Origin of the sequence: Luteimonas kalidii (assembly GCF_029887935.1) — a bacterium.
GTDB classification, from domain to species: Bacteria; Pseudomonadota; Gammaproteobacteria; order Xanthomonadales; family Xanthomonadaceae; genus Luteimonas; species Luteimonas kalidii.
The window spans coordinates 186,599-210,101 of record NZ_JARXRO010000014.1; the positions used below are offsets into that span (position 1 = coordinate 186,599).

At 69.1% G+C, this 23,503-nt stretch carries 9 protein-coding genes; 7 read left to right on the forward strand and 2 right to left on the reverse strand.

All coding sequences use genetic code 11. From position 1 onward, the window contains the following. Positions 1-9: 9 nt before the first annotated feature. The 5 genes from QFW81_RS06440 (at position 10) to QFW81_RS06460 (ending at position 4,011) form a co-directional block, all read left to right on the forward strand. The gene (locus tag QFW81_RS06440; protein ID WP_280577837.1) at positions 10-501 is read left to right on the forward strand and encodes a hypothetical protein; all 492 of its coding nucleotides are present in this window, start codon (positions 10-12) and stop codon (positions 499-501) included. Between the two features lie 29 nt (positions 502-530). Then, positions 531-962: a YidH family protein gene (locus QFW81_RS06445; protein ID WP_280577839.1), complete on the forward strand. Its 432-nt coding sequence runs from the start codon at positions 531-533 to the stop codon at positions 960-962. Positions 963-1,040: 78 nt separating this feature from the next. Next, complete coding sequence (locus QFW81_RS06450; protein ID WP_280577841.1) at positions 1,041-2,648, forward strand: arylsulfatase; 1,608 nt, start codon at positions 1,041-1,043, stop codon at positions 2,646-2,648. A gap of 134 nt (positions 2,649-2,782) precedes the next feature. Then, positions 2,783-3,538 carry a hypothetical protein gene (locus QFW81_RS06455; protein ID WP_280577842.1) on the forward strand — a complete coding sequence of 252 codons (756 nt, stop codon included), beginning with the start codon at positions 2,783-2,785 and terminating at the stop codon, positions 3,536-3,538. 68 nt (positions 3,539-3,606) lie between these two features. Continuing rightward, positions 3,607-4,011: a hypothetical protein gene (locus tag QFW81_RS06460; RefSeq protein ID WP_280577843.1), complete on the forward strand. Its 405-nt coding sequence runs from the start codon at positions 3,607-3,609 to the stop codon at positions 4,009-4,011. A 163-nt stretch (positions 4,012-4,174) separates the two neighbouring features. Here the strand turns inward: QFW81_RS06460 and QFW81_RS06465 are convergent, their stop codons facing one another. Together QFW81_RS06465 and QFW81_RS06470 are read right to left on the reverse strand one after the other, a co-directional pair. Then, entirely contained in the window at positions 4,175-4,828 is a 654-nt protein-coding gene (locus QFW81_RS06465; protein WP_280577844.1) for a YidH family protein, read from the reverse strand. 69 nt (positions 4,829-4,897) lie between these two features. Beyond that, positions 4,898-6,355 (reverse strand): mechanosensitive ion channel family protein, encoded by a 1,458-nt coding sequence (locus tag QFW81_RS06470; protein ID WP_280577845.1) that lies wholly within the window; start codon positions 6,353-6,355, stop codon positions 4,898-4,900. Between the two features lie 799 nt (positions 6,356-7,154). Between QFW81_RS06470 and QFW81_RS06475 the strand changes: the two genes are divergently transcribed. Both QFW81_RS06475 and QFW81_RS06480 read left to right on the forward strand, forming a co-directional pair. Further along, positions 7,155-19,592 (forward strand): DUF7507 domain-containing protein, encoded by a 12,438-nt coding sequence (locus tag QFW81_RS06475; RefSeq protein WP_280577847.1) that lies wholly within the window; start codon positions 7,155-7,157, stop codon positions 19,590-19,592. Then, complete coding sequence (locus tag QFW81_RS06480) at positions 19,589-23,488, forward strand: hypothetical protein (protein ID WP_280577848.1); 3,900 nt, start codon at positions 19,589-19,591, stop codon at positions 23,486-23,488. The genes QFW81_RS06475 and QFW81_RS06480 overlap by 4 nt, the downstream gene beginning before the upstream one ends. Positions 23,489-23,503: the final 15 nt, after the last annotated feature.

Sequence of the window (23,503 nt, forward strand, 5' to 3'; positions counted from 1 at the left end):
GATATTCCAATGAAGGCCTCGCCCCGGATCATCTGCATCGTCACGATCACACTGCTGCTGGCCAGCGTGCCCGCCACCGCGATGGCCGTGGGCATCTGGGAACGCTTCTGGACGGACCTGACCGAGCGCCCGGGCGGGCCGATGTCGTTCCGGTTCGTCCTGCAGCCGGTCATGGCGGCGATCGCGGCCTGGCACGACGCGAAGAAGGATGCCGCCACCGGTCGCTCGCCGTATTTCTGGACCGTGCTCACCGACCCGGCCCAGCGAAGGGAGCGGCTGGCCGAGGGGGTCAAGGCCACATCGAAGATCCTCCTCGTCGGGCTGGCCATGGACCTGATCTACCAGATCATCGTGTTCAAGACCTTCTACCCGATGGAAGCGATCGTGATTGCGATCGCACTTGCGTTCGTGCCCTACCTCCTGCTGCGCGGACCGTTCGCGAGGCTCATCAAGCGGCGCCGGACGCACAAGGCGTCGATGACCGGGGGGCCGGAACAATGAACTCCAACAACATTGCTGCGAACTCTCCGTTGAACACCGCGTCCACCGAGCTGGCGTCGCGGCGGACCGGTATGGCCTTCCAGCGCACCCGGCTGGCCGCCGAGCGCACCCTGATGTCGGTCATCAGAACCTCGCTGTCGCTGATCAGCTTCGGCTTCACCATCCACCAGGTGTTCGAGCGCCTGAAAGACAACGCCGTGATCGAGCACGCCGCGTCCGGCAGGAACTTCGGCATCTCGCTGGTGGTGCTGGGCGTGGTGATGCTGCTGATCGGCATCGTCTACCACCTGTGGTTCATGTACGCGCTCAGGCGCCAGCGCCGCGTGATGGTCGGGGACGAGATGTTGCATGGGCAAAGTCCGTTCCCGCCCTCGATGACGCTGGTCACGGCGGTACTCCTGTTCGCGCTCGGCATCGCCGCATTCATCAGCATGATCCTCCGGATCGGTCCGTTCAACTGAATCCGGTCGAATCAACGCACCCCCGTGCGGGGGATTCACCGACGCCTCGTTCACGGGGCCAATGAGGAGCACACAACCATGGCAAAGCAGGCCACCACCACCCAGACCAGCGGCAAGGGCAGCGGAAAAGGAAACGGCAGGAAGCCCAACATCCTCGTCATCTTCGGCGACGACATCGGCTACTGGAACATCGGTGCCTATACCCACGGCATGATGGGTCGCACGCCCAACATCGACAGCATCGCCGAGGAAGGGATGCTGTTCACCGACCACTACGCCCAGGCCAGCTGCACCGCGGGCCGCGCCGCGTTCATCACCGGCCAGGTACCGGTGCGCACCGGCATGACCACCATCGGCATCCCGGGCTCCAAGCTGGGCCTGCAGAAGGAGGACCCGACCCTCGCGGAAGTACTCAAAACACAGGGCTATGCCACCGGCCAGTTCGGCAAGAACCACCTCGGTGACCGCAACGAGTTCCTGCCCACGGTGCACGGCTTCGACGAGTGGTTCGGCAACCTCTACCACCTCAACGCCGAAGAGGAACCCGAGCAGCTCGATTACCCGGGGCAGAAGAAGCCGGAATACACCAAGAAGTTCGGCCCGCGCGGCGTGCTGCATGCCTGGGCCACCGACAAGGACGACCCCACCGAGGACCCGACCTTCGGCCGCGTCGGCAAGCAGAAGATCGAGAACACCGGCATGCTGACCCGCGAACGCATGCAGACCTTCGACGGCGAGGTCCTCGACAAGACCCTCGACTACCTCGAGCGCGTCGGCAAGGGCGACAAGCCGTTCTTCTGCTGGTTCAACACCACGGCCATCCACATCTGGTCGCACTCCCCGAAGAAGTACATCCAGAAGGCCGTCGACGAAGGACGCGCGGAGGAAGACCTCGTCCGCGCCAAGATGCTCGAGCACGACGAGCAGATCGGCGTACTGCTGGACAAGCTGAAGGAACTCGGCGTGGACGACAACACGATCGTCGTCTACACCACCGACAACGGCAACGAGCTGATGCTGTGGCCGGATGGCGGCTACGCCCCGTTCCGCGGCGAGAAGGGCACCACCTGGGAAGGCGGGCTGAGGGTGCCTTGCCTGGTCAAGTGGCCCGGCAACATCAAGCCCGGCAGCAGCTCCAACGGCATCCAGAGCCATGAAGACCTGTTCGTGACCCTGGCCGCTGCCGGCGGCGCGACCACCATCAAGGAGGATCTGCTCAAGGGCCATACCATGAACGGCACCAAGTACACGGTGCACCTGGACGGCTACAACAACCTCGACCACTGGACGGGAAAGTCCGAAAAGTCGGCACGGCGCGCCTTCTTCTACTACGACGAAACCGACCTGATGGCGGTGCGCGTGGATGCCTGGAAGATGCACATCGGCATCAAGCGCGACGGCATCTGGTGGAACGAGAAGTCGTACCCGAACGTGCCCTACCTGTTCAACCTGCTGATGGATCCGATGGAGAAGATGGATCCGGAGTCGCACGAGTACGGCTACATCGGCCGCAAGTTCTTCGCGCAGAAGATGTGGGCGCCCAATGCGTCCAAGCCGTTCCTGGCCGAGCATGTGCTGAGCTTCCAGAAGTACCCGCCACGCCAGGGGGCCGACTCGCTGAGCCTGCACGTCGTGATGGAGAACGCGATGAAGAAGCTGGAGAACGCCGCCACGTCCAACAACTGAACGATGCCCGGACGCGCCGCCAGGGAAGGCGGCGCGTCACCGTGCCAACACGGCACCCGCCGCCCACGATACGGGCGATGGCAGGGCGACCGGATGCTTGCGCCTCGGCGCGCCTGGAAACTTCGGAGATGACAATGGACGGATCGCGGCGATCACGGATGCAGCGTGCGGCGTTCGCGCTGGCGGGGCTTGCGGCCAGCGCGGCTGCCCCGGCCGAGGAGGGCCAAGGCTGGGACTGGATGGTCGAGCCCTACGCCTGGGCCGCCAGCATCGGCACGGATTTGCGGACCATCACGCCGCCCACCGACGCCGACAACGAGACTTCCTTCTCCGACATCCTCGACAAGCTCGACGGCGTGTTCATGGTGCGTGTCGAGGGTCGAAACGACGACTACGGCATGTTCGCCGATTTCATCTACCTGGGCCTCGCCCAGGGGAAACAGCGGCGCGTCCTGTCCACGGAAAGCGATCTGGATACGCGGTTGCTCGACGCTGCGTTCTCCTTCCGCCTGAGCGAGGACCGAGATGCCGGGCTGGATGTCTATGCCGGCATCCGCTACATCGACGTCGACCTCGCGACCCGGTTCACCCCGGACAATCCCGTCTTCCAGCCCCGCACCCTGGACGTCGGAAACACCTACGTCGACCTGCTGCTGGGCGCCCGCTACGCATGGCGGCTCTCGGACCGATGGGGACTGACGCTGCGCGGCGACGCCTCGGTGGGCGACACCGATGGCACCTGGAGCACGTCGGTGATGGCGCATTACCGCACCAGGCATGGCGCGTGGCTGCTGGGCTACCGGTACCTCGATGCGGAGTTCGGCAACGGCAACGTCGATGTCGATCTCAACCTGAGCGGTCCGTTGGTCGGGTACGGTTTCCGCTTCTGAAGATGGCGGCCGCTGCGTTCACGTGGCGCTGCGGTCTGTTTCACCCGACGTCCGGACAGGAGATGCCGATGGGCAGTCGCACGGTGTTCTCGCGCGCTACGCGCTCGAGTCTTTGCACGCTGGTACTGGCGCTGGCCGTGGCCAGCGGCGCATTCGCCAACCCCTCCAACAAGTGGCGCGTCGAGATGGATGGGCGTGCCAAGGTCGACGGCGAGATCGAACTGTCGCTGACGCCAGAGGGAGGGCCGTCCAGCACCGTCGTGATCGCGATCCCGAAGGGCACGGGCGAGAACAGCGTCGCCCGGCTCACCCGCGACGCGCTCAGGCAGCACTTCGGCAAGGACGTCTACCATGTCGAGGTCGACGACGGCGAGGACGTGCTGGTGAAGAAGCGTGGCAGTACGCGCGACTTCGACCTGGTGGTCGTGCGCAACACCGTCGATGGCCTGCGGATCCACCTGCAGCGCGAGTAGCCCCCTCGGGAAACCCGTTGGATTCCCGAAGAGAGCCCGCCTGCGCGGGCGCGGACCATCCGGGTGTCGTGACACGGGCCTGAGCCAGCCCGATGCCCGGCGCCGAGCACCGGGCGCGACCCGGGCGACTGCAACCGCAATCGCTGCCCGGCAGCGGCATCCCTCATCCCAGGGTGCCCATGCCGAAGACCATGCTGACGATCGCCAGCATGCCGAGCACCCAGAGCATCGCGGCGGTGATGAGCGCCATGGACACCGGGAAGCCGCTCTCGGCGTGCACCAGCCCCTGCTCGTGCATGCCCACGCGCTGCCGGCGCAGCTCCAGCATCATGCGCAGGTGGTAGACGATGCCCATCGTCAGCAGGACCAGGCCCATGGCCACGAGCGCGGTGCCGAAGTTGCGCGGCGCATGGCTGGAGGCGCTGATCATCTGCGACGTCTGCAGGTGGCCGAAGAACTGGAAGATCGTGAATCCGAATCCGATCAGGGACAGCGAGGTCCGGATCACCGACATCATCGTGCGCTCCACGCTGAGCCGGGTGCGCTGATAGGACATGCCGGTCCTGCGCATCGACATTTCGGTCCGGTTCTCCGACAGGTCGGTGCGGTGGGTCGACAGGTCGGTCCGGTATTCGGACAGCGAGGTGCGATGCTCGGACAGCCCGGTGCGATGGTTGGACAGTCCGGTCCGGTAATGCGAATACGTGGTGGACGCCCGCTCCGCGTCACCCGGATCGACCTCGGGCAGGGGCGGTACCGGTGTTACGGGCAGGTGTTCGGGGCGCTGGGTGTGGAAATCCGGAGCGGGGCGGGGCATCTGGGTGTCTCCTGTCGGGGGGTGTGTCTTCCTGGGCGAGCGGCACGGCTGACCGGTACGGCCGAATCGTCAGCCGGGTGCCGCACTCGGGACGAGGGGGGATTCGCCTGGCGGCGGCATCCCCTCCCGATACTGCGGCGGCACCAGCTTCGGCGCTTGCGGATCCGCCTCGTAGTGCGGCGACATGATCTGCACGCCTTCGCCGTTGAACGCGTCCTGGATGTTGGCGTGCAGCTGCGTGAGGACCAGCGGGCGACGCAGCACGTCGTCGATCCGCGCGCGCAGCAGGTACTCGACGTAGAAGTCCGAAAGCGCGGTCTGCAGCACGAAGGGCGGGGGATCGGGATGGATGCCGTCGGTGTTCCCCGCCGCATCGAGCAGCATCCGCTGCACCTGGCGCCAGGGCACGTCGTAGCCGATGGTCACGCCCGTCTCCAGCCAGACGCCGGGCCCGTCCGGGTTCCGCGAAAAGTTCTGCAGCTGGCTCCCCAGCACCACGGTGTTGGGAATGCTGACCTCGACCCCGGTCAGGGTACGCAGGCGGGTGGCGAACAGACCGAGCTGCTGTACCGTGCCTTCTACCTCGCCGCTGCGCACGTAGTCGCCGACCGACATGATGCGCGAGTACACGATGGTGAACCCGCCCGCGGCCTGGCCGACGATGCCCGATGCGCCGAGCGACACCATCAGGCCGACCAGTACGCTCAGGCCCTTGAACGCGTCGGTATCGGCGCCGGGCAGATAGGGGTAGGCCATGGCGATCGCGAACAGCCAGACCACCGCCACCGCCAGCTTGCGCGTCGGTTCGGCCAGCTCACGGTCGATGCCGAACAGCTGGAAGCGCCCCTGCTGGACGCCGCGGAACGTCACGCTGACCGTCCTGGCGACCAGGCGGGCGATCAGGAAGATGACGATCGCGGTCACGAGTTCCGGCATCGCAGCCGCGATCGCATGGCCGAACTCCCCGAGCCGCCCCAGGATCCACGCGGTCATCGCGTCCGCCCACGGCCTGGTGAACGCGAAGCGGCCCAGCACGAAGCGCAGCCACTCCTCGATCACGACCAGCACCGCCACGACCACCAGCAGGCGCACCAGCCAGTCGCCGATGACGCGCAGGGTCAGCATGACGTGATGGAGCGCACCGCTGTCCGCGCGACTCGTCTGGCGCGCAATGCGATCCCGCAGACGCTGGCGCAGGCGTGCGCCGAACCAGAGCACCAGCGCCAGCGACAGCGCCATGACCAGGCTCGCTCCCAGCGCCCACAGGGCACCGCGAACGAGGTTGCCCGGCAGGCGGTCCTGTCGTGATGCGTCGACAGCCGTGCCGAGTCGCTGCGCGATATCGGCGCGGGCCTGGGCCATGGTCTGCCCATGCAGGATGTCCAGATCGTCCGGCGTGACCAGCGTCACCAGCTCGTTCCCGAGCAGGACCAGGGTGCCCTGTTCGTTATCGCGGAACGTCACCCTGTGGCGTCCGGCACGGTCGACGACCCGCTGGATATTGGCCTCGGCGGCGTCGGCGCGCATGCGTGGCGATCGGCCCAGGAAATCGCTGCGCAGGGTCAGGATCGCGCGATTGTGGAACTGGACGGTCGCCTCCCGGGATCGCTGCGTGCCGGAGCGAGCGTCGTCGCCGGCAGCCGGCTCCCGGGGCTGCGATTCCGTGTCCGTGACCACGCGTGGCGGGGCCGCGATGGCCGACATTCCCAGCAACAGCCAGAGCGCCAGCAGGACGACACACGACGCCGGCGATACACGCAATGCGGACATCCTCGCTCCAGTGGACCGCCCGGTCCCGCGACGCAGGGAGTGGTCGGGGCGATGGCACCCATCCCCCGGCCAGGCATGACGCCCACGCGGGCGCCGCCCCTGATTAATTAGCGGGGGCCCGCGTCGCGCGCTACCCGCATCGCGCAGTCGTTGGCTGGAAGCAGCCAGTCCGAAGTCGCCGACGCCAGTAAGGTTTGTGATGGGAATTCCAGGGGAATGATCCGGATAAACATGGCTTTATCCGGCTTTTCCGCGCGTTCAGCGCCTGTTATCAAAGCCGAAGTCAGGAGCCGGGGCGGAACCGCCCGAACATGGCGGTGCCTTCGAGCGATGCACTCCGTATCGCGTTCGTCCGGAGGCACACCAGGATCCCCGCGTCGATCCCCGCATGGAACGCGGGAGCAGCGGGCGGCCCGACGGGAACGGCGTACCGCGACACAAGCGGTGCGTGCGTGTGGCGGTGGCAAGGGCGATCGGGCGGCCCGAGCGGAACCGAGGAAAGTCGGAGCCGATGCGAATGCTTCTGGAGCATGGATCGCGCGTCAGGTGGGCCATCGTGCTGGCAGCCGCCACCTTGTCCGGCGTATTCACCTGCGCGAGTGCGCTGGCACAGGTGCAGGTGTCCAACAGTGCGGAAGTCGCCGTTCCGGCCACCGTCGCCGACAGCGATCCAGGCAACGACAGCAGCGCCGCCACGGTGGACGTCTATTCGGTCGCGGTGGGCAAGACCGCGTCTCCCGCCAGCGGCACCGCCGTATCGGTGGGCGAGACCATCGAGTACTCGGTCGAGGTGACCGTCACCGGGGGCACGCCTCCCGGCGAGCCGGTCGTGGTCACCGACACGCTCGGAAGCGGTCTCGAGCTGACCGGTCCGTTGCCCGCCGGCTGCGTGGCCGCCGGGCAGGTGCTGACCTGCAGCATCGATCCGGGCAGCACGTTCCCGGTCACGCTGGTGTACAGCGCAACCGTCACCGACGCTGCGGGCGAGAGCGTCGGCAACAGCGTCACCGGCGGGGACAGCTGCGCGGCCGGGTGCACCACCAGCCACCCGGTGTACCGGGAGGTGAGCCTGACCAAGCTCTGGGACGATCCGGCCGGCGGCGGCGCCGTCGACCTGGTCATCGCCGCAGTGAGCGGCACCGTGACCGATGCCGTCCCCGGCAGTTCGACCTCCGGCGGCGCGACCACGCCGGCAACGGCGAACGCCGAGCCGGGCGCCGTGGTCAGCATCGCCGAGACCTTCACCACCGGCGACTCCGCCAACTACGTCACCACGTTCGAATGCGCCACCGCTGGCGGCGATCCGGTCCCGGTCACGGCCAACGGCACCAGCGCGAGCTTCACCATGCCCGCAGGCGAGGGCGTGGCGTGCACGATCACCAACACGCGCGCGCAGGCGACGCTGCAGCTGGTGAAGCAGTGGCAGGACGCGCTGGCCGGCGACACGGCCACGGTGACCGGACTGGGTGCCACCAGCGGTGTATCGACCGCCGACGCCACCGGGGACAACGCGACGGCAGGGGACCCGATCGTGGTCTATGCCGGCCAGTCCGGTGCAATCACCGAGACGCTGGGCAATGCGGCGAACTACGATGCCAGCCTGGCGTGCACCGGCAACGCCAACCCGCTGGTGGGCGACACGCTGACGGTTGCGCCCGGCGACACCGCGATCGTCTGCACCTACACCAATGCGCGCGTGGCGGCGACCCTCGCGCTCGAGAAGTCGTGGGTCAATGCGGCGGTCGGGGAGACGGCGACGGTCACGGCGACCGGCTCGGACGCCGGTCCTGCCCAACTGGACTCGGTCGCTGACACCGCCACCGAGACGGATACCGCAGGTCCGTTCGAGGTCTTCGCCGGCGAAACGATCACGCTCGCGGAAACCCTGTCGAACGCCGACAACTACAGCAGTGAACTGGTCTGCACCGGCGCCGCGAACTGGACCGCGGGCGCCAGCGCGTTCGAGGTGTCTCCGACCGACACCGCGATCACCTGCGGGTACACCAATACACGCCTGCAGACGCAACTGCGGCTGGAGAAAGTGTGGGGACCCAACAGCCAGACCGGCGACACGGCGCAGCTCGGTCCGACCACCGGACTGGTGAACAACACCGCGCCACTGGCCGTGACCGCGCCGACCGGCGGCCTCACCCCGTTCGTCGTCGTCTACGCAGGCGAAGTGGCCAATCTGCCGGCGGAAACGATGGGCGGGGGCGCGCTCGACAACTACGACGTCGAGGTGGCGTGTACCGGTGGCACGCTGGGCGGCACCGACGGCACGGTAGGCAACACGCTGGAGATCCTGCCGGGCGACACCGGCGACATCGTCTGCACCTACACCAACAACCGGGTGGAGACCACGCTGCAGCTGCAGAAGACGTGGCAGAACGCGATCGCGGGCGATTCGGTCTCGCTGCTGTCCACCGGCAACCCGGCCTTCCCATCCACGGCCACGGGCGCCGCCACGCAGACGGACACTTCGGCGGAATTCCCGGTCTACGCGGGCGACGTGGTCAACCTGACCGAATCGTTCGTCGGCGATCCTGCCGTCTACGCCTCCTCGCTCGAATGCACCGGCACCGATTCGCTGGTGGCGGCCCCCGACGGGCGCACCGGCACCATCACCGTCGGCGCCTCCGACGGGCCCATCGTGTGCACATTCACCAACGACCGTCGCAGCGCGCAACTCGTCGTGGCGAAGGTGTGGGACGGCGGTGGACCGCCGTCGCAGGTGACCATCCCGGCCAGTAGCGGCTTCATCAACAACACGCCGCAACTGGTGTCGACCTCGCCGACCAACAGCCAGACGGCGCCAGTGACCGTCTTCGTGGAGGAGGACGGCACCCTGCCGGCCGAGCAGTTCACGACCGGAGATCCGGCCGACTACGACAGCGCGGTGGCCTGCGACGGCGCCGACGACGACCCCGCGGACGGCCTGCTGATCCAGATCGCGGACGCCGGAAGCACCATCACCTGCACCTACAGCAACACCTTCGTCAAGCGCGCCGCGCTCGCCGTCGACAAGACCGTGACGAGCGCGCCGGCGACCGACGACATCGTTGCCGGCAGCGTCATCGAATACCAGGTGGTGGTGACCAACAGCGGCAACGTGCCGCTCACCGCGGTCGACATCGCCGATGACCTGGCCGACGACCTGACGTGCGCGCCGGGCGAACCGCTGGACCTGGACGTGGGCGAGAGCACCACCTGCACCGCGTCTTACACCGTGACCCAGGACGACATCGACCGGGTCGCGGGCGGCAACGGCGCCGACGGGACCCTCACCAACACCGCCACCGCCGACGGCACCGACCCGGACGGCGAAACCGTGCAGGGAGAGGACAGCACCGACACGCAACTGCCCGCGAACCTACTGGAGTTCGGCTTCAGCAAGGACGCACAGCTGAACGACAGCGACGGCAGCCTCGGCGGGAGTGCCGGGGAGACGATCGACTACACCTTCACCCTCACCAACGAGGGCAACACCAGCATCACCATCACCTCGCTGGTCGATCCCCAGCTGTCGGGGCTGTCCTGCGCCGGCCTGCCGTACGGGCCCGTGCCACCGGGCGGAACGGTCGAGTTCGGCCCCGCGGCGCCGGCGGACATCGTCTGTTCGGGCCTGACATACACCATCACCCAGGACGACATCGACGCCCAGGGCACCGCCGGCAGCGGCGAGATCCAGAACACGGCCACCGCCAGCGGCGAAGGTCCACAGGGCGGCAGCGACAGCCGCGACGCGAGCGACAACGTGCCGCTGGACCCGCCGCAACCCGAGATCGAGCTCGACAAGTCGGCAAGTCCGTCGTCCGTGTCCACCGCCCCCACCACGGTCACCTACACCTTCGACGTCACCAATCCGGGCAACGTCACCGTCACCGGCATCACCGTGACCGACCCGCTGCCCGGGCTGGGCCCGGTCGCGTGTACGCCGGCGGCGCCGTTCGACCTCGCCCCGGGCGCGAGCGCGCAGTGCACGGCGGAGTACACCGTCACCCAGGCCGACCTCGACGCCGGCGCCGACATCGTCAATACCGCGTCCGCGGACGGCAGCTACGACGGCATACCGGTCGACGACCAGGACAGCGCGGTGGTGGACGTGGACAGCGGTCCCGCGCAACCAGAAATCCTCAAGTTCGCCAGCCCCACCAGCGTCACTGCTGCGGGGGACGTCGTCACCTACACCTTCCGCGCCACGAATCCTTCTTCGCGCACGCTTCTGGAGGTGGAGATCGTCGACGACCCGCTGCTGCCGGCACTGGACTGCGACACGATCCCGACTCTGGCGCCCGGCGCGTCGGCGGACTTCACCTGCACCGGCAACACCTACGAAGTGCAGCAGTCGGACATCGACGCCTACGGCAACCCGGCGGAGGACAGCGGCGAGCTCGTCAACACCGTCACGGGCCAGGCGCAGTACGAGGAAGACGGCAGCACGATCATCGCGCAGGACACCGCCACGGCGACGGTCGACCTGCCCACGCGCGCGCCATCGATTTTCCTGACCAAGGGTTCGGACGTCGACTCGGTGACGGAGGCCGGCGATACGATCGCCTACACCTTCAACGTCCTCAACAACGGCAACGTCACGCTGACGGGCATCGAGATCAGCGACCCGCTGCTGCCCGGGCTCGATTGCCCTGCGATCCCCACGCTGGCGCCGGCCGAGGACGCCGACTTCACCTGCACCGGCAGCAGCAACGTCTACACCGTCACCCAGGACGACATCGACGACTACGGCACCGGCGGATCCGGCCAGATCGTGAACACGGCCACGGTGGTGGCGGACGCGCCCACCGGCGCCACGGTCCAGGACGACGACGACCACCAGGTCAGCCTGCCGGTACGCAGCGCAGAGATGACGCTGGTCAAGAACGCGAGCGTCGCGAGCATCACCGGCCCGGTCACCGTGCAGTACGACTTCGTCCTGACCAACACCGGCAACGTCACCGTCAACGACGTGGTGGTCGCCGACCCGGCACTGGGCATGAGCTGTCCCGTCATTCCCGAACTGCTGCCCGCGCAGGTGCTCACGCTGGGCCCGGCCGGCTCGGACGTGGTCTGCACCGGTACCGGCCGCGTGGTCGACCAGGCCGACGTGGATGCGGGCGGCACGGTGGACAACACCGCGACCGCCACCGGCCAGACCGTGGTCGACGGCGAACTCTCGCGCTCGGACACGCTCGGCATCCCGATCAACCAGAATCCGCAGCTCACTTTCGGCAAGAGCGCCGACGTCGCCAGCGTCACCGTGCCGGGCGACCCCATCGTCTACACCATCACCGGCGAGAACACCGGCAACACCACCCTGGTCGACGTGACGGTGACCGATCCGCTGCTCGCGAGCCCGCCGGGCGGGGTGCCGCTGTCCTGCAGCCCGGCATCGCCGATCGCCACCCTGCCTCCCGGCGAGTCGTTCAGCTGCAGCGGCACCTACCTCGCGCAATCGGCGGACTTCGACACCAATGGCGGTGGCGACGGGGACATCGACAACACCGCCACCGCTGCCTGGACGGGCGGAAGCATCGATGCCTCGGCAAGCGTCGCCCTGCCTGTCGCGGTCCGCGAACTGACGCTGGACAAGAGCGCCGGCACGCCGACTGTCGAGGCAGGGGTCGACGCCAGCGTCACCGATGCCGGCGACACGATCCCCTATACCTTCGAAGTCACCAACACCGGCAACCAGACGATCACCGGAATCCTCATCGTCGATGCCAACCTGGATGCCGCCGCGACCTGCGATCCGGCGGACCTGGCGGCGGGAGAGGTGGCGACCTGCACGGGAGTGCACACCATCACCCAGGCCGAGATGGATGCCGGGGTGGTGGAGAACACCGCCAATGCACGCGGGACCGCCCCCACGGGCGATGCGATCACCTCCGAACCCGACGACGCCGAGGTGATCCTCGACCAGGCGCCCGCGATCACCCTCGACAAGGAAGCGGGCACGCCCACGGTCGAACTGGGCGCCCTGTCCACGGTCACCGACGCCGGCGACACCATCGCCTACACGTTCGAGGTCACCAACACCGGCAACGTGACCCTGCGGGACGTGACGCTCGCCGATCCGCTTCCTGGCCTGGGCGGGATTTCCTGCCCCACGGGCGAACTGGCACCCGGCGCCAGCCTGACCTGCACCGGCGGCACCCATACCATCACCCAGGCCGAGATGGACGCCGGCTCGGTGACCAACACCGCCACCGCGACCGGACTGGTCCCGGACGGCAGCACGACCACGGGCGAGGACTCAACCGACACGCCGCTGGCCGCGGCGGGCGCCATCACCGTGGCCAAGAGCGCTTCGCCGACCACCGTGTCCGCGGTCGGAGCCACGGTGACCTATTCGTTCCTGGTCACCAATACCGGCAACGTCACCCTCGACGCGGTGGCGATCGACGAGACCGCGTTCAGCGGCACTGGCACGGTCTCCGCGATCAGCTGCCCGCAGACCACGCTGGCGCCGGGCGCGAGCACGACCTGCTCGGGCACCTATGCGGTCACCCAGCCCGACCTCGATGCAGGACAGATCGACAACACCGCGGTGACGACCGGCACCGAGCCGGACGGAGCCGACGTCACCAGCGACCCGTCCAGCGCGCTCGTCACCGTGGACGAGACCGCCGCACTCGCGCTGGTCAAGAGCGTCACCCCCACCACCGTGGCGGCAGCCGGTGAAACGGTCACCTATTCGTTCGCGGTGACCAACGCGGGCAACGTCACCATCGACGCGCTGGTGATCGACGACACCGCGTTCAGCGGCACGGGCGCGCCGCCGACCATCTCCTGTCCGGTGACCGAGCTGGCCCCGGGCGCAAGCACCACCTGCACCAGTACCGCGTACGCGGTGACGCAGGCCGATCTCGACGCGGGCACCGTCACCAATACCGCCACCGCCAACGGCACCGATCCGGGCGGCGCTGCCGTCGCCAGCGACCCGTCGGACGCGGTGGTCACCGTCGACGAGGATGCGACCCTGACCCTGGCCAAGAGCGCCTCGCCGGCGACGGTGATCTTCCCCGGCACGGAGGTCACCTACACCTTCGAGGTGGAGAACACCGGCAACGTCACCCTCGACAACCTGACCATCGACGAGACTGCATTCAGCGGCACCGGCACGGCCCCCGCGATCACCTGCGCCGCGACCGAACTCGCGCCCGGCGCCAGTACCACCTGCAGCGGCACGTATGCCGTCACCCAGGCCGACATCAACACCGGCCAGATCAGCAACACCGCGACCGCCACTGCCACGGACCCGGCCGGCGTCGCGGTGGTCAGCGCCCCCGACGACGCGATCGTCAACGCGGTCGAGGTCGCCCGGATGACGCTGTCCAAGACCGCCACGCCGACCACGGTGGCGGCCGTGGGCGACACGGTGACGTACACGTTCGAGGTCGGGAACACCGGCAACGTCACCCTCGATGCGCTGGCCATCGACGAGACCGCCTTCAGCGGCACCGGCACCGCGCCCACGGTCACCTGCAGCGCGACCGAACTGGCGCCCGGCGCAAGCACCACCTGTACCGGCACTGCGTACGCGGTGACCCAGGAAGACCTCGACGCCGGCGAGATCACCAACACCGCCGTCGCCAACGCGGACGACCCGGCGGACGTCGCGATCGCAAGCGATCCGGCCGACGCGGTCGTCACCGTCGACGAGGACGCGTCGCTGGCCCTGGTCAAGAGCGCGACGCCGACCACGGTGGCGGCGGTCGGCGACACGGTCACCTATGCGTTCGAAGTCACCAACGACGGCAACGTCACCATCGACGCACTGGCCATCACCGAGACCGCCTTCAGCGGCACCGGCACGCCGCCGACGATCACCTGTCCGGTGACCGAGCTGGCACCGGGTGCAGGCACCACGTGCAGCGGCACCTACGACGTCACCCAGGCCGACCTCGACGCCGGCACCATCACCAACACCGCCACCGCCAACGGCACCGATCCGGGCGGCACGGCGGTGGTCAGCGATCCGTCCGACGCCACGGTCACCGTCGACGAGGATGCGTCGCTGACGCTGGTCAAGAGCGCTTCGCCGACGACGGTGTCGAGCGTGGACGAAACGGTGACGTACTCGTTCGAGGTCGGCAACGACGGCAACGTCACCATCGATGCGCTGGTCATCGCCGAGACCGCGTTCAGCGGCACCGGCAGCGCGCCGGCGATCACCTGCCCGGTGACCGAGCTGGCGCCGGGTGCGAGCACCACCTGCAGCGGCACCTACCAGGTGACCCAGGCCGACCTCGATGCCGGCAGCATCACCAACACCGCCACCGCCAGCGGCACCGATCCGGCGGACACGCCGGTGGTCAGCGATCCATCCGCTGCCACGGTCACCGTCGACGAGAACGCCTCGCTGACGCTGCTCAAGTCGGCTTCGCCGACGACGGTGTCGAGCGTGGACGAGGTGGTGACGTACTCGTTCGAAGTCAGCAACGACGGCAACGTCACCCTCGATGCGCTGGTCATCACCGAGACCGCTTTCAGCGGCACCGGCACGCCGCCGGTGATCACCTGTCCGGTGAGCGAGCTGGCGCCGGGCACGAGTACCACATGCAGCGGCACCTATCTGGTGACCCAGGCCGACCTCGACGCAGGCAGCATCACCAACACCGCCACCGCCAACGGCACCGATCCGGCAGACACGCCGGTGGCGAGCGACCCATCCGATGCCACGGTCACCGTCGACGAGGACGCCTCGCTGGCGCTGGTCAAGAGCGCGACGCCGACGACCGTGGCGGCGGTCGACGATACGGTCACCTATGCGTTCGAAGTGACCAACGATGGCAACGTGACCATCGATACCGTGGCGATCACCGAAACCGCCTTCAGCGGCACCGGCACGCCGCCGGCGATCACCTGTCCGGTGACAGCGCTGGCCCCTGGCGCAAGCACCACGTGCAGCGGCATCTACGACGTGACCCAGGCCGACCTTGACGCCGGCGAGATCACCAACACCGCTACGGCGAACGGCACCGATCCCGGCGGCGCGGCCGTGGTGAGCGAACCGTCCGACGCGCGGGTGGATGCCGACCAGGCACCCGCGCTCCTGCTCGACAAGAACACCAGTTCCACCGGCTACGATTCGGTCGGCGACCTGCTCCAGTACAGCTACCTGGTCACCAACAGCGGCAACGTCACCATCACCAGCCCGATCGCGGTGGACGACGACCGCATCGTCGCCCCCAACCGCGTGGACTGCCCGGCATTGCCGGCCGGCGGTCTGGTACCGGGCGATTCGCTCACCTGTACGGCCACCCACATCGTCAGCCAGGCAGACCTCGACGCCGGCAGCGTGATCAACATCGCCACGGCCACCGACGGCAACACCGTGTCGCCACCGGACAGCGAGACCGTGGACGGCACGCAGACGCCCGCGATCGTGCTCGACAAGGCTGCCACGCTCGACGACACCAACGGCGACGGCGTGCTCGGCGACGCCGGCGACACCATCACCTATGCGTTCTCGGTCGAGAACACGGGCAACGTCGTGCTCGCGCCGGTGACGGTCACCGATCCGCTGCTGCCCGACCTGGCCTGCACCGTCGAAACCCTCGCGCCCGGCGACAGCGCCAGCTGCGCCGCCAGCGGCAACACCTACGTCATCACCACCACCGACGAAGCCGACGGCAGCGTCGACAACACCGCGCTCGCCACCGGCACCTCGCCCGGACCCGCGCCCGACGCCACCGACGAGGACACGGAGAGCACGCCGACCCTGCCCACGCCGGCGACGACCACCGTGGCCAAGGCCGCGGATCCGGAATCGGGCAGCGAAGTCGCGCCCGGCGACACCGTCACCTACACGCTGATCGTCACCGTGGCCGACGCCAGCCTGCACGAGCCGGTCACGCTCACCGACACGCTCGGCGAGGGCCTGAGCTTCGTCGCCGTCACCAGCGCCGGCGCCTTCGCCTGCGATGCCGCCGACCCCCTGGTCTGCACACTGCCGGTCGGCACCGCACCGGGCGACTACGCCGTGGTCTACACCGCCACCGTCGACGACGACGCCAGCGGCAGCGTCGGCAACAACGTGGTGGCGACCAAGCCGGACGGCACCGACCCGGCCCCGGTCTGCACCACCTGCGACACCGACCACACCGTGGTGCCGTCGACCAGCGCCGTGTCCAAGGCGTCGACGCCGGCCAGCGAGACGCCGGTCAACCCGGGCACGACCATCACCTTCACCCTGACCACTGTGGTCAGCGGTTCGGTCACCACCGAGCCGATCACCCTGGTCGACACCCTCGATCCGGGCCTGACCTTCGTCGCCGTCACCGATGTCGGGGCGTACACCTGCAGCGGCACGCTGACCTGCGTGCTGCCGGTGGACACGCTGCCGGGCAGCTACGACGTCGTCTACACCGCGGTCGTCGACGAGGACGCCACCGGCGTGCTCGACAACGTCGTGGTGCCGAGCAACCCGCCGGGCGGCGATGCCGACCCGGTCTGCGAAAGCTGCAGCACCGTGCATCCGGTCAGCCGGCCGGCGGTCGAGCTGGCGAAGGAACTGACCGGCAACGACGACGCCGACGGCAACGGCGAGGTCAGCGTCGGCGACACCCTCAGCTACACCGTGACCGCCACCAACACCGGCAACGTGCCGCTGGCCAACGTCACCATCGACGATCCGCTGGTGACGCCCGACAGAGTGACCTGCGCACTGGTCGCGCCGGGCGCGCAGTGCCAGCTGGTCGGTGCGTACACGGTGACCCAGGCCGATGCCGACGCAGGCCAGGTGCTCAACGAGGCCATCGTCACCACCGAGGCGCCGCCGGACGTGCCGCCGCTGCCGCCCGAGGCCTGCCCGGTGGGCTCGACCGCTCCCGCGTGCACCGCCGACACCATCACCCCGGTGGTCCAGCGGCCGGCCATCGCCACCAGCAAGACCGCGGTACTGAGCGTGGACAACGCCACGCCGGGCATGGGCAACATCGGCGACGTGATCACCTATTCGGTGACCGCGACCAACACCGGCAACGTCACCCTGACCGGCGTCACCGTCAGCGACAGCTTCCAGGGCGGCGCCCCGATGACGCTGGCCTGCGCGCCGACCACGCTGGCCCCGGGCCAGGTCGCGACCTGCGACAGCTACAGCCATACCATCACCGAAGACGACGTGCGGGCCGAGGAGGGGGTACTGGTCAACACCGTGCTGGCGCTGGGCGACGCCGGCGTGGCCAGCGGCACGGTCGAGGTCACCGCGGACGCCGCCGCACAGGTGGAGGTGCAGAACGAACCGGCGCAGCTGTTCCTGGTCAAGTCCGTGGCCGTGCGCGAGGTCAACGTCGGCGACCTGGTCCGCTACACCCTGACGCTCGAGAACACCGGCGACGTCGACCTCGTCGACGGCACCATCATCGACACGCCGGCGCCTGGCTTCAGCTACGTCGAAGGCTCGCTGCAGGGCGACGACGACGACGATTTCGTCACCGCGTCCGGCGCCGCGCCGCTGCGCATCTCCGACATCGACATCGCCGCGGGCAACACCGCGACGATGAGCTACCTGATGCGGGTCGGCGCCGGCGTGCGCCCGGGCGTGCAGATCAACCGCGCGCTCGCCTTCGACCCGGCCTACGAAGGCCCGGCGTCCAACGTCGCCACCGCCGAGGTGGTGCTGGGCAGCGATCCGCTGCTCGACGAGAGCCTGGTCTCCGGCACCGTGTTCAACGACCGCGACGGCGACGCCTGGCAGGACAGCGCCGCGCTGACCGGCGTGCGCGTGCAGGGCGGCTTCGCACCCGACGCCTACGTGCCCGGTTCGACCACCGTCGACCGCGGCGAGGGGCCGCAGCCCGAAGCGGACGCCAGCGCGCCACTGCTGCGCGGTCTCGCGCTCGGCAGGATCGAAGGGCGCCGGTCGCAGGCCGATCCGGCCAGCACCCACGAGGTGGTGATCAGCCAGCGGCTCGACGACCTGGCGTTCACCGACGACTTCGTGCTGACCAGCCGCCAGGGCGCGACCGTGCGCATGGCCGCCGACGGCAGCACGACGCTCGAGACCAGCGGCGACGCCGCCAGGGGCCTCACCGCCGCCGCGCCGACCGTGCAGCGCCAGGTGGCGCAGACCGCCGACGGCTACCGGGTCGACTACGTGGTGCGCAACGAGGGCATCGACGAACGCGGCATCCCCGGCGTGCGCATCGCCTCGGTGGAAGGCCTGATCATGGAAACCGACCAGTACGGGCGCTACCACCTCGTCGGCATCGACGCCGGCCAGCTGGCGCGGGGACGCAACTTCATCCTCAAGCTCGACGCCGCGACCCTCCCGCCGGGCTCGGAGCTGACGACCGAGAACCCGAAAGTGCGGCGCATCACCGGCGGTGTGCCGACCCGCTTCGACTTCGGCGTGCGCCTGCCCGAGCAGGTCATCGAAGGCCGCAGGCAGGTGGAGATGGTGCTGGGCACGCTGGTGTTCGCCCCGGGCAGCGACCAGGTGCAGCCGCGCTACCTGCCGGTGCTCGATCGCATCGTCGAACAGATCCGCGGCAGCGGCGAGGGCGAGGTGGTGGTGACCGCCGACGGCGAGACCGAGGCGCTGGCCTTCGCCCGCGCCAGCGCGGTGCGCACCCTGCTCGGAGAGCGCCTGGACGAATCGCTGCGCGCGCAGGTCACGCTGAGCGTGCGTGCCGAACCCGACGACCCGGCCACGCTGGTGGCCGGCATCGGCGAGGGCGGTCCGGTGTTGGGCACCGTGCTGTTCGACACCGACCAGTCCACGATCCGGCCGCGCTACGACGCGCTGCTCGACCAGGTCGCGCAGCTGCTGGCGGACGGCGAGGGCAGGACCGTGTCGATCATCGGCAATGCCGACCGCCGCGGAAGCCGTGCATACAACGCTGCGCTGGGCCTGCGCCGGGCCAATGCGGTCTACGAAGCGCTGGCGCAGCGGCTGCCGCCGCAGGTGCGCGGACAGCTGAAGGTGGAGGTCGATCCGGATCCCGACGCACCGCTGGATGCTTTGCCGCCGGCAGGGGAGGGCAGGCCATGACCCTGCGCGTGAAGCTGCTGGACGCCGCCCTGCTGGCCATCCTCGCAGGCACTGCGCCCTGCGTGCTGGCGCAGGCTGCCGACGGGGCGGGCGACGCGCCATCGGACGCGTCCGCGCCGGATGCCGATGCCCGCCCGCCCACGACCCGGCCGCCCCTGGTCGCACCGCGCATGTACGCGGCGCCGCCGGCGTCGCAGGCGGACGCAACACCCCTCGCCCCCCCCGACGCGGCGGCACCTGCGCCCGCCGATGGCGCTTCCCCCGCGGGCACCCTCCCGCCCGCGGACGCACCCACCCCCACGGGTGCACTTCTCCCGGCGGACACGCCTGCGCCCGACTGCACCGATGCGGGCTGCAGCAGCGAGGAAGGCCTGCTGCTGCGCATCCGCACCCGCAGCGAGGACCAGCCGGCCACGCCGCCCGGTACGCCCGCCACCAGCGAGGCGCTGGCGCCGGACCGGCGCGTCACGATCGAGCGCGAGCGCCCCGGCCAGGCTGTCGCGCTGGGCAGGTTCTCGGTGGTACTGCCCGAGGGCGGCGTGATCTGGGCCATCGTCGATCCCAATCCCGGCCTGCCCGAGCTGGCCGTTTCGGCGACCTCGATGCTGCCCTTCGACGGCCAGCGCGTGACCCGGCCGGTGCGCTTCTACGCGCGCGGCAACTACAGCGCCTTCGTCGAGCGCTACGAGATCGCCATCTACCGCGCCAGCGACGCCGACCTGATCGATCCGATCGCCACCGTGCCGCTCGAGGTGGCCGCCGTCGCCGAAGGCGAATGGGACGGCCGGTTGCCGGAGCGTTACCGCTTCCGCACCGGCGACGAACTACTCTACGTGCTGCGCGCCTGGGGCGCCGATGGTGCCTACGACGAGACCTTCGCGCAGGCCATGCAGCTGGTGCTGCCGCAGGAGGCCGAGAGCGGGAACCAGCGCCTGCGCGACGCCACCGAACGCGCGCGCGGCACGGCCATGGGCAGCGATCAGGCCGAGGCGCAGCGCCTGCTCGACAACGTGTTCGCCGGCAGCGGGCTGCGCCAGCAGAACATCGCCCTCAACGGCTCGCGCGTGCGCATCCTCGGCCGCGACCTGCCCGAGCGCGCCACCCTGACCATCGACGGCGACAGCTACCCGGTGGACATGGACCGCAAGTTCGTCGCCGAATACCTGATGCCGATCGGACGGCACGATTTCGAGGTGGCGCTGGACGGGCCCGACGGCGCCTACGCGCACACGCTGTCGGTCGACGTCAGCGGCAAGTACTTCTTCGGCGTCGGCATCGCCGACCTCACAATTTCGCGCAACGATGTCGGCGCCTCGGTCGACCGGGCCGCAACGGAAGCGCGCTACGACGACGACGTGATCAGCGACGGGCGGCTGGCGTTCTATGCCAAGGCCAGGTTCAAGGACCGCTACCTGCTCACCGCGCAGGCCGACACCACCGAGCGCGACCTGGAGCACCTGTTCGACGGTTTCGGCGATGCCTATCCGGAGGACATCTTCCGCCGCCTCGATCCCGACCTGTACTACCCGACCTATGGCGACGATTCCGCCACCCGGCGCGACGTCGACACCATGGGACGCTTCTACCTCCGACTGGACTGGGACAAGAACCAGGCGCTGTGGGGCAACTTCGCCACCGGCCTGACCGGCACCGAGTACGGCCAGTACGTGCGCGCCCTGTACGGGGCGGCCCTGTCGTGGCGCTCCGCCGGCACCAACGCCTGGGGCGACCCGTCGACCGAACTGCGCGGCTTCGGTTCGCAGGCGCAGACCGCGCCCGGGCACAGCGAATTCCTCGGCACCGGCGGCAGCCTGTACTACCTGCGCCACACCGACATCCTGCCCGGCTCCGACCAGGTGGTGCTGGAGATCCGCGACACCACCACCGGCCGGGTCGAGAACCGCGTGGTGCTGCTGCGTGGCGCCGACTACGAGATCGACGAGATGCAGGGCCGGATCATCCTGACCCGGCCGCTGGCGCAGATCACGCGCCAGAACGTGCCGTCGCTCACCCGCGACGCGCCGCTCGACGGCTTCGAGCAACGGCTGCTGGTCGACTACGAATGGATCCCGACCGACTTCGACGCCGACGACATCACCGCCGGCGTCCGCGGCAAGCACTGGCTCGGCGATCACATCGGCCTGGGCCTGACCTATGTCGACGAGAACCGCGCCGGCGAGGACTACAGCCTGGCCGCGGGCGACCTCACGCTGCAGGCGGGCAAGGGGACCTACCTGAAGCTGGAATACGCACAGACCGAGTCGTTCAGCGCGCCGGTGTTCTTCTCCGACAACGGCGGCCTGAGCTTCGTCCAGACGAACAGCCTGGGGCCGCGCGAGGGTGAGGCCAAGGCGCTCGAGGCGCGCGCCAACTTCCGGGAACTGGGCTGGACCGACGAGGACTGGGCGGTCGCCGCCTGGTGGCGCGAGGTCGGCGCCGGCTATTCGATCAGCCGCTACGACAGCGGCGAGGAGGTGACCGAGTACGGCGCCGAGGTGCTGGGCTGGTTCACCCCCAACCTGAAGCTCTACGCGCGCTACAGCGAGGCCGAGCGTGGCGCCGATGCGCTGCGGCAGGCACAGGCGCTGCTGGAGTGGCGGGTCAGCGACGACGGCACCTTCAGCACCGAACTGCGCCGGGTCGAGGAGGACCGCGCCGGCGTCGCGGGCACCGGCCTGCTGGGCGCGATGAAGTACAGCCACCGCTTCGGCACCCGCCTCGAACTCTACGGCCTGGCCCAGGCCACGCTCGACGACGACAGTGGACGTTACGCCGACAACGACGCGTTCGCCGTCGGTGGCCAGTACCTGTTCGGCGACCGTTCGTCCGTCGGCGGCGAGGTCAGTACCGGCGACCGCGGCGACGCGGCCACGCTCACCGCCGAGTACCGCCTGCAGCCGGACCATTCGCTGTACGGCAGCTACAGCTGGTCGACCGACACCACGCGCTACGACTCGCTGTTCAACCCCAACCGCCAGAACGGCTGGACCGTGGGCCAGCGCTGGCGGCTGTCGCAGCAGGTCAACCTGTTCAACGAAAGCCAGTTCCTGAAGGATCCGAACGGTGCCGAGGGCCTGGCCAACACCTTCGGCATGGACTTCTACCCAGGCATCGGCTGGAACCTGGGCTTCACCCTGCAGGACGGCGAGCTGACCAACGTCGATGGCGGGCAGGTCGACCGCAGCGCGGTCAGCCTCAGCGGCGGCCGCACCTCGGCCGACACCGACTGGCAGAGCAAGCTGGAGTACCGCCGCGACCGCGGCGCGGAGGACCGCGACCAGTGGGTCAGCACCCACCGCCTGGTGCACCGGCTCAGCGAGAGCTTCCGCATCGCCGCGCGGCTCAACTACGCCGACACCGAGGACCACCTGGACCCGCTGGCCAGCGCGCGCTTCATCGAGGGCAACGCCGGGTTCGCGTGGCGACCCTGGGACAGCACGCGCTGGGAACTGTTCGGTCGCTACACCTACCTCCACGACCTGTCCAGCCTCGGCCAGGTCGGTGGCAACGACTACGACCAGAAGACCCGGGTGCTGGCGTTCGAGGGCGTGTACCGCCGCGACCAGCACTGGGAGATCGCCGCAAAGCTCGCGCGCCGCGAAGGCGAGGTGCGCTACGGCCGCGGCAGCGGTCCCTGGTTCGACTCGGCGACCGACTTCGCCGCGGTGCAGCTGCGCTACGACGTGGTCTACGCCTGGCACGCGCTGGCCGAGTACCGCTGGCTGGACGTCGACCAGGGCGGCAGGCGCCAGGGCTGGCTGCTGGGCCTGGACCGCGACATCGGCCGCAACTTCCGCATCGGCGTGGGCTACAACTTCACCGCGTTCAGCGACGACCTGACCGACTTCGACGACGACCACGAAGGCTGGTTCATCAACCTGGTGGGGGTGTACTGATGGCGGCCACGCGCG